Annotated in this window: 12 protein-coding genes, 1 tRNA gene and 1 pseudogene; 9 read left to right on the top strand and 5 right to left on the bottom strand. The window is 69.7% G+C overall.

From position 1 onward, the window contains the following. Positions 1 to 88: 88 nt before the first annotated feature. Positions 89 to 1,282 carry an amidohydrolase family protein gene (locus tag OQF71_RS06030; protein WP_280586487.1) on the bottom strand — a complete coding sequence of 398 codons (1,194 nt, stop codon included), beginning with the start codon at positions 1,280 to 1,282 and terminating at the stop codon, positions 89 to 91. Between the two features lie 118 nt (positions 1,283 to 1,400). On the opposite strand from OQF71_RS06030, the gene OQF71_RS06025 reads away from it, so the two are divergent. Continuing rightward, positions 1,401 to 3,065 (top strand): HVO_2922 family protein, encoded by a 1,665-nt coding sequence (locus tag OQF71_RS06025; RefSeq protein WP_280586486.1) that lies wholly within the window; start codon positions 1,401 to 1,403, stop codon positions 3,063 to 3,065. 26 nt (positions 3,066 to 3,091) lie between these two features. Here the strand turns inward: OQF71_RS06025 and OQF71_RS06020 are convergent, their stop codons facing one another. Further along, complete coding sequence (locus OQF71_RS06020) at positions 3,092 to 3,364, bottom strand: glutaredoxin family protein (RefSeq protein ID WP_280586485.1); 273 nt, start codon at positions 3,362 to 3,364, stop codon at positions 3,092 to 3,094. Between the two features lie 71 nt (positions 3,365 to 3,435). Next, complete coding sequence (locus OQF71_RS06015) at positions 3,436 to 4,617, bottom strand: M50 family metallopeptidase (RefSeq protein WP_280586483.1); 1,182 nt, start codon at positions 4,615 to 4,617, stop codon at positions 3,436 to 3,438. 135 nt (positions 4,618 to 4,752) lie between these two features. Here OQF71_RS06015 and OQF71_RS06010 point away from each other — a divergent pair, with 135 nt between their 5' ends. Then, the gene (locus OQF71_RS06010) at positions 4,753 to 5,148 is read left to right on the top strand and encodes a cupin domain-containing protein (RefSeq protein ID WP_280586481.1); all 396 of its coding nucleotides are present in this window, start codon (positions 4,753 to 4,755) and stop codon (positions 5,146 to 5,148) included. A 31-nt stretch (positions 5,149 to 5,179) separates the two neighbouring features. Here OQF71_RS06010 and OQF71_RS06005 read toward each other — a convergent pair whose 3' ends face one another. Both OQF71_RS06005 and OQF71_RS06000 read right to left on the bottom strand, forming a co-directional pair. Further along, positions 5,180 to 5,983 (bottom strand): succinylglutamate desuccinylase/aspartoacylase family protein, encoded by an 804-nt coding sequence (locus OQF71_RS06005; protein ID WP_280586480.1) that lies wholly within the window; start codon positions 5,981 to 5,983, stop codon positions 5,180 to 5,182. 63 nt (positions 5,984 to 6,046) lie between these two features. Next, positions 6,047 to 6,607, bottom strand: coding sequence for a DUF309 domain-containing protein (locus OQF71_RS06000; protein WP_280586479.1), 561 nt, complete (start codon positions 6,605 to 6,607; stop codon positions 6,047 to 6,049). 150 nt (positions 6,608 to 6,757) lie between these two features. Between OQF71_RS06000 and OQF71_RS05995 the strand changes: the two genes are divergently transcribed. From OQF71_RS05995 to OQF71_RS05965, 7 genes and pseudogenes are all read left to right on the top strand, one after another. Further along, complete coding sequence (locus tag OQF71_RS05995) at positions 6,758 to 7,087, top strand: hypothetical protein (RefSeq protein ID WP_280586478.1); 330 nt, start codon at positions 6,758 to 6,760, stop codon at positions 7,085 to 7,087. Between the two features lie 64 nt (positions 7,088 to 7,151). Further along, positions 7,152 to 8,084 (top strand): EamA family transporter, encoded by a 933-nt coding sequence (locus tag OQF71_RS05990; protein ID WP_280586476.1) that lies wholly within the window; start codon positions 7,152 to 7,154, stop codon positions 8,082 to 8,084. 72 nt (positions 8,085 to 8,156) lie between these two features. Then, positions 8,157 to 8,240, top strand: a tRNA-Leu gene (locus tag OQF71_RS05985). A 271-nt stretch (positions 8,241 to 8,511) separates the two neighbouring features. Continuing rightward, positions 8,512 to 9,780 (top strand): PQQ-binding-like beta-propeller repeat protein, encoded by a 1,269-nt coding sequence (locus OQF71_RS05980; protein ID WP_280586475.1) that lies wholly within the window; start codon positions 8,512 to 8,514, stop codon positions 9,778 to 9,780. A gap of 123 nt (positions 9,781 to 9,903) precedes the next feature. Beyond that, complete coding sequence (locus tag OQF71_RS05975; RefSeq protein WP_280586473.1) at positions 9,904 to 11,559, top strand: CTP synthase; 1,656 nt, start codon at positions 9,904 to 9,906, stop codon at positions 11,557 to 11,559. Then, on the top strand, positions 11,560 to 12,477 hold the full coding sequence (gene guaA, locus OQF71_RS05970; RefSeq protein WP_280586472.1) for a glutamine-hydrolyzing GMP synthase: 918 nt from the start codon (positions 11,560 to 11,562) through the stop codon (positions 12,475 to 12,477). Then, positions 12,477 to 12,733 (top strand): annotated as a pseudogene (locus OQF71_RS05965) (CTP synthetase); the annotation flags it as partial. The gene guaA and the pseudogene OQF71_RS05965, both read left to right, overlap by 1 nt.

Below are 12,733 nucleotides of genomic sequence, written 5' to 3'. Positions count from 1 at the left end.
GCTCGGGTTAAAAGAGACCGTTCGCGGGCGGTCGGCCGCGCGGCGAAGGCGCCGCCGGGTCGGCGTCGCGAGCGACGGGAGCGCGTGCCTACGCGACCCGCTCGCCGCGAGCGAACACCGCCTCCGGGTCCTGCCACGCCTCGACGTCCTCGGTCGGGTCGGCGTCGAGGAGCACGAGGTCGGCTTGATACCCCTCCTCGACCCGGCCGACGTCGTCGAGCCCGAGCAGGTCCGCGGCGTTGACGGTGGCGGCCGCCAGCGCCCGCTCCGGCGAGAGGCCGTAGTCGACCATGTACGCCAGTTCCTGCGGGATCTCCCCGAAGAAGTTGAACGGCGTGCCCGCGTCGGTGCCCATCGCGATCGGCACGTCGGCGTCGAGCGCGTGGTCCCACGCGTCGTCGAAGCGGTCGGCGGCGTCCTCGGCCTTCGCGACGGCGTCCTCGGGGATCCCGGCCTCGATCCCGTTGTCGACGATGCCGCGGAGCGCGCTCGCGGTCGGAACCCAGTAGGTGCCCCGATCGGCCATCATCTCGGCGGCCTCCCGGTCCATGAACGTCCCGTGCTCGACGCTCGAAATGCCGGCCTCGACGGCGTTCTTGATCCCTTCCTCGCCGTGGGCGTGGGCCGCGGTCGGCGTGTCGGTCGGCGCGGCCGCGTCGGTGAACGCCGCCAGCTCCTCGGGTGTCAGCTCGGGGGCGCCCGTCACCGCGCCCTCGGTGAGGACGCCGCCGGTCGCCATGCACTTGAGCACGTCCGCGCCCGCCTTCAGCTGCTCGCGGGCCGCCTTTCGGACCTCGGCCGGCCCGTCGGCCTCGCGCCCGAACCAGTTGCCGTGGCCGCCGGTCATGATGACGTTGCGGCCGCACGCGAGCACCCGCGCGCCGTCGAAGTCGCCGGCGGCGACCGCCTCGCCGGCGTCGAGCGCGAGCGTCCCCCGACTCCCGAGGTCGCGGACGGTCGTGACGCCGGCCGCGACCGCGGCTTCGAGGTTGCCCGCGGCCCGGTAGCTCGCGGTGTAGTCGCTGTCGGACACCGCGGTCGAGACGTCGGGCCGCCCGTCCATCATCACGTGGACGTGCGAGTCGATCAGTCCTGGTGCGACGACTTTCCCGTCGGCGTCGACCTCGGTGACCCCGTCGGCGTTCCCGTTGGAGACAGCTTCCATCGCTTCGTCGATCCCTTTCGGATCGCCGACCGCGACGATCTCGCCGTCCGCGATCGCCACGTCGGCCTCGCGAGTTCCCGCCACGTCGACAACGCGTCCCCCTCGGAGTACGTGCATATCCCCATGAGGGACCGTTTGACGGGTAAACGCTCGGGTCGCGGTAGTCCGGAGCTACTTGGTAGGTATTGTATCACACACCATCACATATAAGCGGATTGCCAGAGTCATCGGACGTATGGCAAGTGATGACCAAACGAATAGCGGCGGGCTCTACGAGCGACGAATCGGCACGCCGACGACGAACGACGAGGTGAACGGTTACTGGCTGTTCGGATTCGGGATGCTGCTCGGCCTGGCCGGCGTCGTGCTCTTCTTCCTCACCGAGTCGGCGACGACCGCCCGCGGCATCGCGTACGCGCTCGCCGCGCTGGCGCCTCCGTTCATCATGCTCGGGGCCGTGATCCGCTTCCCGCTCCGCCGAGCGGGAACCTATCTCGGCTACCTCGGCACGGCGGTGAGCGTCCTCGGCGTCGTCTGGTTCGTGAACATCTTCCCGGACGGCTGGCTCACCGCGTCCGGCGATCCGACCGTGATCACGCTGTACGGCGTCGGGCTGCTCCTCGTCGGACTCGCTGGGGCGGTCGTGCCGCTGCTCTCCGACCCCGTGTACGAGGATTACGAGCGGATGCGGGGCGAGGCGGCCGCCGCCGCGAGCGCGCGAGATGAGACGAGCGCCCAACTGGAGGCGACTCGCGAGGAGTTGGCGTCGGCGGAAGACGAGCTGTCGGCGACCCGCGACGAGCTGTCGGAGACGGAATCAGCGCTTGAAGCGGCCCGGGCCGAGATCGCGTCGCTGCGCGAGAGCAAGGCTCGGTTCGAGCTGTTCGAGGACGCGGGAGGCAAGCCGCGCTGGCGGCTCCGCCACCGCAACGGCAACGTCATCGCGACGGCCGGACAGGGGTACAGCAGTCGCGGGAAGGCCCAGCAGGGGCTCCACAGCGTCCGGCGAAACGCGTTCGGTGCCGGGATCCTCCGGATCGAGACCTCGGCCGCGGAGGCCGAGGCGATCGCCGCCGACGACGGCCCCGAGCCCGAGGACGCCACGGACCCCGACGTGGCCGTGCCGAGCGACGACGAGGACATCGCGAGCAAGGCGACCTTCGAACTGTTCGAGGACGCGGGCGGCGAGTGGCGCTGGCGGCTCCGCCACGACAACGGGAACATCATCTCGGACTCCGGCGAGGGGTACGCCTCCAAGTCGAACGCGGAACGCGCGCTCGGCCGGATCCGCGAACACGTCGCCGCCGCGGACTACCTCCGGGTCGACCCCACGGCGTTCGAGATGTTCCGTGACGCGGCCGGGGAGTGGCGCTGGCGGCTCATCCACGAGAACGGCAACGTGCTCGCGGACTCCGGCGAGGGGTACTCCTCCCGGTCGAGGGCCCGTCAGGGGCTCGACAGCGTGCGGTCGAACGCCGCCGAGGCGGCCCTCGACGACCTCGACGCGGATGACGGGGACGGCGACGGATCACCGAACGCGACGTTCGAGCTGTACGAGGACGAGGGCGGCGAGTACCGCTGGCGGCTCCGCCACCGCAACGGGAACATCATCGCCGACTCCGGCGAGGGGTACGCCTCCAAGTCGAACGCGCGGGATGCGCTCGGTCGAGTCCGCGAGTACGCCTCCGACGCCGACGTGTTGGATGTCGGCAGCGCCGCCTTCGAGATCTACGAGGACGCGGGCGGCGAGTGGCGCTGGCGGCTTCGCCACCGCAACGGGAACATCGTCGCGGACTCCAGCGAGGGGTACGCCTCCCGGTCGAACGCGGTCGATGGGATTACCTCGGTGAAGCGGAACGCCCCCGGTGCGGAGACCGAGGCGGTCGACGCGGCCGAGTAAGGGGAAAGACGGCCGGTATTTTTCGATCAGGTCGCCGCCAAGAGCTTCAGCCGCAGCTCGCGCTCGTCGACCTCGTACTTGAACGCCGGGTGGTCGTCGATCAGCACGTAGGGGACCCGCTCGCCGTACTCCGCGGCGAGTTCGGGGTCCTCGTCGACGTCGACCATCTCGAGGTCGATCGCCACGTCGAGCCCCGCGGCGGTCTCCTCGATGGTCTCGCGGGCGGCGTCACAGAGGGTACAGCCCTCACGGGTGTACACCGTGACCGGGACCGTCGCCGTCGCGTCGGACTCACTCATGCCCGGCCGTTCGATCGGCTGCGTGGAGTCGCTTTCGGTCGCCGCGAACTCCGGGGGCCGCGCCCGTCGATTCAGAACACGTCGGGGTCGTCTCCGATCTGCCGCCGCCCGGTGATGATGCTCGGGGTGCCCCCCGTCTGGATGATGTTGAACGCGGTCATCAGGTCCGAGCGGGAGATGATCCCGACGAGCCGCTCCTGGCGGTCGACGACGGGGAGGCGCCCGACGTCGTGTTCCTGCATCGTCTGGAGCGCGGTCATCGCGTCCGTCTCCGGGCCGACCGCGACCACGTTCGTCGCCATCACGTCGTCGACGCGGTAGGCGTCGCGCTCGACCTCGCGGACCGACCGCGCGTCCTCCAAAGTCACCATCCCGACGAGGTCGTCGCCGCGGAGCACGGGGTAGCCCGTGTGTCGCTCCTCGAACATCCGCCCCATCAGGTCGGTGACGGAGGTGTCCTCGGTGACGGTGTGGAGGTTCTCGCGGCTGGTCATCACGTCGCCGACGGTGACGTCTTGGAAGGCGGCCTTCAGGGTCGTCTGCTGGGCCTCGCCGGAGGCGGCGATGTAGATGAAAAAGGCGAGGACGATCAACAGCAGCTGGAGGTTGAACAGCCCGATGAGCCCCATAACGAACGCGAACGCTTTCCCGACCGCGGCGGCGCGCTGCGTCGCCTGCGCGTGCGGCTGATTCCGGGCCAACAGCGCTCGGAGGACGCGCCCGCCGTCCATCGGGAACGCCGGGAGCATGTTGAAGACGGCGAGCACCACGTTCAGCAGCGCGAGGTAGCCGAACACGAAGAGCACGGCGTTCGACCCGACCGGCGCCACGGCGAACACCGCGTAACAGCCGACGCCGATCGCGACGCTGACGATCGGACCCGCGATCGCGATCCAGAACTCGTGTTTCCAGTCCTCGGGGAACTCGCTGAAGTTTGCGAGCCCGCCGAGCAGCCACAGCGTGATCGACTCGATCTCGTAGCCGTACCGCATGGCGACGATCGAGTGGCCGAACTCGTGGAGAAGGACGCCGACGAACAGCCCGACCGCCGCCGCCAGTCCGAGGGCCCACGGCGTGAGTCCCCCGTCGATCGCGGCCGGGTCGATCCCGGCGCCCAGCGCCTCGTTCATCACCTCGGCGATCATCCCGACTTGCGAGCCGATGAGGTAGGCGAACAGCGGCAACACGATCAGGAACGTCCAGTTGAGCCTGACCGGGATCCCCAGCGCCGTCCCGATCTTGAGTCCTCGCATGCCTTCGAATTAGGCGGGTGGGGGGTTAAACGTCCTGACGCCGACGCTCCCGAGAACCCACGACGGCGACTCGGCCCGACCGACGCCGACGCGCGCCGCCGTCGTTTATAAACACCTTGCCGCCGATCGGTCGGTATGGAAGACTCCACTGACGCAGCGGCGAGCGCATCGGACGCGGTCCTGAAACGCGGCGACGAGGTCGGCTACGAGGCGGTCGACGCCGCGGACGGGCTCCGGAAGGGCGTGCTCTTAGACGAGTCGGACGGCGCCCCGCACTTCGCGATGCGGCGGTTCGAGATCGCGCCCGGCGCCGCGGTCCCGCGTCACACGAACGCGGTCGAACACGAGCAGTACGTGCTCGCCGGCGAGTACGTGGTCGGGATCGGCGAGACGGAGCACGCCGTTTCTCCGGGTGACGCGCTCCTCATCCCGGCCGGCGTCGAGCACTGGTACCGGAACGAGAGCGACGAGCCGGGCGCGTTCATCTGCGCGGTGCCGAACGGCGACGACACTATCGAACTGGTCGAGTAGCTCGGCCGGTCGACCGACTCGACCCGACCGCTCACTCGATCGTTCCGACTCGGTCGGCGACGTAGCCGAACTGGTCGCGGTAGCCGTACGGCGACAGCAACACGGGATAAAAGGGCTCGTCCGCGCGGAGCTGCTCGTCGCCGGCGGCCGCGAAGGCCTCGCCGACCTCGACTCGTTCGAAGTTGCGCGCGAACACCTCGTACTCCTCGGCCTCGGGCTTCGGGATCCGGTCGCGGAGCCGGAACACCTCGACGTCGTCGCGGCCGCCCGCGTCGACCACGTCGTCGGCGCCCGGGGCCGGGAGCGCGCCGGTCGCGGTCAGGAACGCTCGCGTCAGCCAGTAGGCGTTGTCCGCGGCCGCGTCAGACCCCTGAAGGCCGGCCTCCACTTCGAGGGTATGCGGGTGTTCGATGAGCCGTCCCTCCGTGAACGCGTCGGTCTGGATGACGACGTCGACCGGGAGGTGGGGCGCGACCGCGCGGGCGACCTCGTCCATCGAGTCGATCACCGCGAACGGCTCGGCGGACGACTGCGTCGAGTGGATCGCGAGAGTGGTACAGCCCTCGATCTCGGCGAGGAGTTCGTCGGCCAGCCGCTCCTCGTGGGCGTCCGAGTCGGGGTCGCCGGGAAACGCCCGGTTGAGGTCGGCGTCGAGGTAGCGCACTTCGGCGTCGAGCGCCGCCTCGTTGGCGACGATCAGCCGCACCGGGCGCTCGGCGTCGAGGTCGCTGTCGACGAGTCGTCGGACCGCGCGGGCGCCGCAGGGCTCGTCGCCGTGGATCGCGCCGACGACCGCGACTTCGGGCTCGCCCTCGCCCAGTTCGTACACGTCCATACCCGTCGGACGCGCTCGGCGGATAAGTCGCGTTCGGATCGGCGCGGATCTCGACCGATCGGCTCAGTGCGCCTCGTCGATCCGCTCGGCGTACTCGTAGTCGGCCGGGTACGCCTCCGGGCGGGCGTCGTCCAGCGAGATCTTCCAGCCGTCGAGCGCGGCCGGATCGTCGAGCGCGGCCCGGAGCGTCGCGCGCACATCAGCGACGTCGACGCCGTAGAAGTCGTCCGGAACGCCGCGGAGATACGTCAGCGCGGTCTCGAACAGCGACCGCATCCCATCGTCGTTCTCGAAGTCCACGTGTTTGTACGCGCCCGCCGCGACTTGCACCATCCCGTGGAGGAAGGCCGATTCGACGCTCCCGCTCCCGTAGTTGTACCACTCGTCTTCGAAGCAGTCGTGCGACTCGTGGTACTCGCCGGCGTTGAACAGTCGGACCCCGTGCTCGGCCGCCCGGCGGAGCGTGGCGTGCTCCCAGTAGCCGCTGGCGAGTCCGGCGTCGGCGTCGGGGTCCCCGTCGTCCGTCTGGCCCACTGCCCGGTCCGCCCCCTCGCCGGCCGAGTGCCACCCGGTCGGGTTTCCGAGCGGCGGGGCGACGCCGGGGTCCCGGGTGTGCTCGTCCATGTCCGAGTAACGGGCGGCGGGGATGCTAACGGTTTCGCGCCGGCATCGGGGACCCGCCGCGGCCGCCGTCGCGTCCTCGCCGTCGCGACACGGACTCATGAGTGTGTGATGCGCGCAATATTAATGTGCTTTCGACACCTCCCTACGTACATGTTCGACAGCGACGAGACGCCGTGTAGCAAGGTCGACGACGGGTCGAAACGCAAGTTCGGGTCGTTGCTCGTGATCGGACAGGGACTCCTCACCGCGGCCGTCCCGGGGCTCAGCGTGTCGATCACGCGGAAAATGCTCGGAAAGAACTTCGAGAACGCCGACGAGCTCGAAGTGAAGCCGGCGTACCTCAGACAGATACGCGCCATCGGCATCGGCGCCGCAGCGGCCGGAATCGCCGGCTACGCCATGGAGGTCGTGAGCGAGCGCGTCGCGGACGACGAGACGTCTCCCGACGACCCCGACGACGCCGACGAGGCGACCGCGTAAGCGACCGCGTCCGCTCTCGCCGGGATCGAACGCCTCTTTCCCGCGGCCGACATCGAGTCGATCGATGGACCTCGGGCTTCCTTTCGCGATCGGGGCCGCATTCGTGTGGGGAAGCTACATTTTCGTGTTGAAGCGCTCGTTTTCGGGCTACTCGCCCGCCGGACTCACGGTGCTGATAAACGCGGCGGCGATCGCGTGGTTCCTGCCGGTGACGGTCGCGACGACCGATCTCGACGGGGCGGGGCTCGGCGGAGCGGACCCCGTCACCGACCCGGGCGGCGCGGTCAACGGACTCGCCGGTGCGCTGGCGGCGGTCGACCCCGCCGCGGTCGCCGTCGTCGCCGGTACCGCGACGGCCACCGCGGCCGCGTTCGTGCTCTTCCTCCGGGCGATCGAGGACGGCGACGTCTCGTACGTGACGCCGATCAACAAGGTGGTCCCGATGTTCGTGCTCCCGCTGGAGGTGCTGTTGCTCGGTGAGGTGCTCGCACCGATTCAGATCGCCGGGGTCGTCGTCGCCACGGCGGCCGTCTACGTCGCGAACTACGAGCCGGGGAGCCTGCTCGCGCCGCTCGTCGGGGCCGTCCACTCGCGACCCGCACAGCTCGCCTTGGTGAGCGCGGCGTGTTACGCCGTCGCCGACCTCGGTAAGCGCGTGGCGTTACAGGAGCTCGCGATCCCCGGGACGCTGTGGGTGCCCCTGCTCCTCGCGGGCGCCGGCCTCGTCCTCCTCCCCGCCGCTGTTCGGAACCCGCCGGCCGTCACCCGACGCGACGCGCCGAAGTTCCTCGCGGCGGGCGCACTCGTCGCGCTCGGCGAGCACCTGACGACGGTCGCGTTCGCGTCGCTCCCCGCGAGCGTCGCGTCGCCGGTTATCAACACGCAGGCGATCATCGCCGTCGTGCTCGGCGGAGTCGTCCTCGGCGAGCGCTACTTCCGCGTCCGCCTCGTCGCCGCCCTGCTCGCCGTCGTCGGCGTCACGATGATCGCGCTGTGAGGGTCTCGGATCCCACCCGGTCGCGCCCAACCGACGGGATAAAGAGGAGCGACGCTAAATCGTCGACCGCGTGCGAGGGTAGCCAAGCCCGGAAACGGCGGCGGACTCAAGATCCGCTCCTGTAGAGGTCCGTGGGTTCAAATCCCTCCCCTCGCATGAGCGCGTCCACAACGCGCGAATGCACAGGGGGAAGGATTTGAATCAGGGAGCGCCTCTGGCGCGACCGTGGTTCAAATCCCTCCCCTCGCATCGCCGGGGTTCACCCCCGCGATGCGGAAGACGCTCTCGGAGCGCTCTTCCCTCGCAAAACTCCACGCAAAAAACGACGAGCGACGGCTGGGGCTTCGGCGGTAGTCGCTGTCGATCTACGGCGATCGATCCCGTCCGAGCGCCGTGGATTTTTATCCTCACCCGCGAACCGCTACCCATGACCGAACGGACGCGTCGCGACTGGCTCCGGGTCGCCGGCGGCGTCGGCGTCGCGGGACTCGCTGGATGTAGCGCGCTCGGCGGCGACTCGCCAACCGACGGCGGCGACGGCTCCGACTTCGACGGAGTCGACCTCCCGCTGGACCTCGACGACCGAGCGCAGTCGCCCGAGGGGCTCACTTCGCAGTTCCGGCAGGGGCTCCGGAACCACGGCCACATCGACGCGACGATCCCGGAGACCGTCGAGGTGGAGTGGGCCGTGCCGGCGAACCGCGGGGATCACACGGCCTCGAAGGGGAGCCCGATGCTGACGCCGACGGGGGACGTGCTCATCGCCGACGACACGGGCCGCGTCCAGTCGATCGCGACCGACGGGACGACGAACTGGTCGACCTCGATCTCCGACGACGACCGCGGGAGCCACGGCACCCCCGCGGTCGCCGACGGCACCGCGTACGTGGGGACCTACGACGGCGTCGTCTCCGCGGTGTCGGTGGCGGACGGCGAGATCGAGTGGCAGACCGAGGTCGGCGACGCGGCCGCCGCCAGCCCGACCTACCACGAGGGACGGCTGTACGTCGCCGTCGAGTACGCGACGCCGAGCGGGACCGTCGTCGTCATGGACGCCGAGAGCGGCGACGTGGAGTGGCGCGACGACCGACCGACCGACCACCCGCACTCGACGGTCGCCGTCGACCTGGAGCGGGACCGGTTCCTGTTCGGGTCCAACGACGGTCACGTCTACGCGTGGTCGGTCTCCGACCGCGAGCGCGCGTGGACCTACGACACCGGTGGCGACGTCAAGGCGCCGATCGCGGTCAGTCGCGGGATCGCGGTGGTCCCGTCGTGGGCCGAGACGGTCACCGCCGTCGACGTCGCCGACGGCACGGGGCTCTGGGAGTTCGAGACCGACGGCGACGTCATGTGCGCGCCCGCCGTCCACGACGGGGCGGCCTACGTCGGAAGCCACGACGGAAACGTCTACGCGCTCGATCTGGGGACCGGCGAGGAGCTGTGGTCGACGCCGACGAACGGGTGGGTCACGGGGAGCGTGACCGCGACGAACGAGCACGTCCTCGCGGGCTCGTACGACGCGCACCTCTACGCGCTCGACCGAGAGGACGGGTCGGTGACTTGGTCGATCGAAGGCAGGGGCGACGTGACCAGCGCGCCGCTCGTCACCGACGACGCGATCTACTACGCCGAGCGCGCCCCGGAGGACTCCGACGAGGCCGGGATGTGCTACAAGCTCGTCGCGCCCGAGTGAGTCGGCGCCCTCGCCTCGCGCGGTCGCCCGTGCCCGCCCGACGGCGCCCGTGAGAACGTCACGAACGTCCACTCGAAACGGAGGGTCCGAAACGGTTTTGCCGGCCCCTGACGGACGGTCGATATGCCAACGGATCCCGACACAGGGTACGATCCATCATTGGGTCGGAAGTTCGTGTTCGTCACCGGCGGCGTCATGTCCGGGCTGGGGAAGGGGATCACCGCCGCCAGCACCGGGCGACTCCTCGCGAACGCGGGCTTCGACGTCACCGCGGTGAAGGTGGACCCGTATCTCAACGTCGACGCCGGAACGATGAACCCCTACGAGCACGGCGAGGTGTACGTGCTCAAGGACGGGGGCGAGGTCGACCTCGACCTGGGCAACTACGAGCGCTTCCTCGGCACCGACATGACGTTCGACCACAACGTCACCACGGGGAAGACGTACCAGCACGTCATCGAGCGCGAGCGCGCCGGCGACTACCTCGGCAAGACCGTCCAGATCATCCCGCACGTCACCGACGACATCAAGCGGCGCATCCGCGAGGCCGCCGAGGGGTCGGACGTCTGTCTCGTCGAGATCGGCGGCACGGTCGGCGACATCGAGTCGATGCCCTTCCTCGAAGCCCTCCGGCAGTTCGCCCACGAGGAGGACGACGAGGACATCCTCTTCACCCACGTCACGCTCGTCCCCTACTCGAAGAACGGCGAGCAGAAGACGAAGCCGACGCAGCACTCGGTGAAGGAACTGCGATCGATCGGGCTCCAGCCAGACATCCTGGTCGGCCGCTCCGAGAACCGGCTGGACCCGGAGACGAAAGAGAAGATCGCCCTGTTCTGTGACGTCCCCACGGACGCCGTCTTCTCGAACCCCGACGTCGAGGACATCTACCACGTCCCGCTGATGGTCGAAGACGAGGGGTTAGACGAGCACGTGATGAACCGGCTCGGGCTCGCCGACGAGGCCCTCCCGAAGGCGGAGCGGTCGACCGAGTGGCGCGACTTGGTCACCCGCGACCGCGACCGAGCGATCGACGTCGCGCTCGTCGGCAAGTACGCCCTCGAAGACGCGTACATGTCGATCCACGAGGCGCTGAAGCACGCCGGGATCCAGACCGAGACCGAGGTGAACGTGCTGTGGGTCGACGCCGACGAGACCACCGAGCGCCACGAGGAGCGCCTCGCGTCGGCCGACGCGGTCGTCGTCCCCGGCGGGTTCGGCTCCCGCGGCACGGACGGGAAGATCGAGGCGGTCCGGTACGCCCGCGAGAACGACGTGCCCTTCCTCGGCCTCTGCTTGGGCTTCCAGATGGCGGTCGTCGAGCACGCGCGGAACGTCCTCGGGCTGGAGGGCGCCCACTCCGCGGAGATCGACCCCGACACGGCGTATCCGGTCATCGATCTGCTCCCGGAACAGTACGAGACGGAGGACATGGGCGGGACGATGCGGCTCGGCGCCCACGAGACCGCCATCGAGCCCGGCACGCTCGCGGCGCGGGTGTACGACGCCGACTCCTGTACGGAGCGTCACCGCCACCGCTACGAGGTGAACCCCGAGTACATCGACGAGCTGGAGGCGGACGGGCTCGTCTTCTCCGGGAGCGCGGACAACCGGATGGAGATCTTAGAGCGTCCGGGCCACCCGTTCTTCTTCGGGACGCAGGCGCATCCCGAGTTCCGGTCGCGGCCGGACCGCGCGAGCCCGCCGTTCGTCGCCCTCGTCGAGGCGGCGCTGGGATCGACGGACACAACCGAGCGGAACGCGGACGTGAGGCTATAGATGGTCGAGACGGAGGCTTTCATCGACGAGGCGATAGCGGAGATCCGGGAGGCGATCGGCGATGCGAACGCCGTGATCGCCCTCTCCGGCGGGGTCGACTCCTCGGTCGCGGCGACGCTCGCGTACGAGGCGGTCGGCGACCAGCTCACCCCCGTCTACGTCGACACCGGACTGATGCGGAAAGGCGAGACCGAAGAGATCCGCGACACGTTCTCGTTCATGGAGTCGTTGCGGGTGATCGAGGCGCAAGAGCGCTTCTTCGACCGCCTCGCCGGCGTCACCGACCCCGAGGAGAAGCGCCACGCCATCGGCGAGGGGTTCATCGACGAGTTCGAGACCGTCGCCCGCGACGTCGACGCCGACTACCTCGTGCAGGGGACGATCTACCCCGACCGCATCGAGTCGGAGGGGAACATCAAGTCGCACCACAACGTCGGCGGGCTCCCCGAGGTCGTCGACTTCGAGGGGCTCGTCGAACCGGTCCGCGACCTGTACAAAGACGAGGTCCGGGAGGTCGCCCGCGAGCTCGGCTTAGAGGAGATCATCTCCGAGCGCATGCCGTTCCCCGGCCCCGGGCTCGCCGTGCGCATCGTCGGCGAGGTGACCCCGGAGAAGGCCGCGGTCGCCCGCGAGGCGACCCACGTCGTTGAGGAGGAGCTAGAGGAGTACGACCCGTGGCAGGCGTTCGCCGCCGTCCTCGGGAAGGCGACGGGCGTGAAAGGCGACAACCGCGTCCACGGCTGGGTCGTCGCCGTGCGCTCGGTCGAGAGCCGCGACGGGATGACCGCGCGCGCTCAGGAGCTCGACTGGAGCACCCTCCAGCGCATCCAGAGCCGGATCACCGGCGAGAACGAGGACGTCGCTCGCGTCGTCTACGACGTGACCCACAAGCCGCCCGCGACGATCGAGTACGAGTGATGGCGGGAACCCCCGCCCGCCACGACGGCGGTCGCGTCGACGACGTCGACCGCGCCGTCGCCGTCGTCGCCGGTCCCGACGAGCACGGACTCGGCGAGGAGCTCGCCGCCCTCGGCGTCGAAGTCCGCCGGATCGACGGGCTCGTCACCGCCGACGCGCTCGCCGACGCCGGGATCGACGAGGCCGCGTACTTCGTCCTCACCGACGTCGCCGAGGCGACCGGGATCCCGATCGCCAAGGAGCTGCGCCCGGCCGT

This window comes from Halorubrum sp. Boch-26 (assembly GCF_029889805.1).
GTDB lineage: Archaea > Halobacteriota > Halobacteria > Halobacteriales > Haloferacaceae > Halorubrum.
This window is presented reverse-complemented; position numbering and strand designations above follow the sequence as displayed.

What these genes read in the sequence shown, in the direction of transcription:
- OQF71_RS06025 (WP_280586486.1), top strand. Translation starts at nt 1,401, where the DNA reads ATGGCAAGTGATGACCAAACGAATAGCGGCGGGCTCTACGAGCGACGA.
- OQF71_RS06005 (WP_280586480.1), bottom strand. Translation starts at nt 5,983, where the DNA reads ATGGACGTGTACGAACTGGGCGAGGGCGAGCCCGAAGTCGCGGTCGTC.
- OQF71_RS05995 (WP_280586478.1), top strand. Translation starts at nt 6,758, where the DNA reads ATGTTCGACAGCGACGAGACGCCGTGTAGCAAGGTCGACGACGGGTCG.
- guaA (WP_280586472.1), top strand. Translation starts at nt 11,560, where the DNA reads ATGGTCGAGACGGAGGCTTTCATCGACGAGGCGATAGCGGAGATCCGG.
- OQF71_RS05975 (WP_280586473.1), top strand. Translation starts at nt 9,904, where the DNA reads ATGCCAACGGATCCCGACACAGGGTACGATCCATCATTGGGTCGGAAG.
- OQF71_RS06015 (WP_280586483.1), bottom strand. Translation starts at nt 4,617, where the DNA reads ATGCGAGGACTCAAGATCGGGACGGCGCTGGGGATCCCGGTCAGGCTC.
- OQF71_RS05990 (WP_280586476.1), top strand. Translation starts at nt 7,152, where the DNA reads ATGGACCTCGGGCTTCCTTTCGCGATCGGGGCCGCATTCGTGTGGGGA.
- OQF71_RS06000 (WP_280586479.1), bottom strand. Translation starts at nt 6,607, where the DNA reads ATGGACGAGCACACCCGGGACCCCGGCGTCGCCCCGCCGCTCGGAAAC.
- OQF71_RS06010 (WP_280586481.1), top strand. Translation starts at nt 4,753, where the DNA reads ATGGAAGACTCCACTGACGCAGCGGCGAGCGCATCGGACGCGGTCCTG.
- OQF71_RS05980 (WP_280586475.1), top strand. Translation starts at nt 8,512, where the DNA reads ATGACCGAACGGACGCGTCGCGACTGGCTCCGGGTCGCCGGCGGCGTC.
- OQF71_RS06030 (WP_280586487.1), bottom strand. Translation starts at nt 1,282, where the DNA reads ATGCACGTACTCCGAGGGGGACGCGTTGTCGACGTGGCGGGAACTCGC.
- OQF71_RS06020 (WP_280586485.1), bottom strand. Translation starts at nt 3,364, where the DNA reads ATGAGTGAGTCCGACGCGACGGCGACGGTCCCGGTCACGGTGTACACC.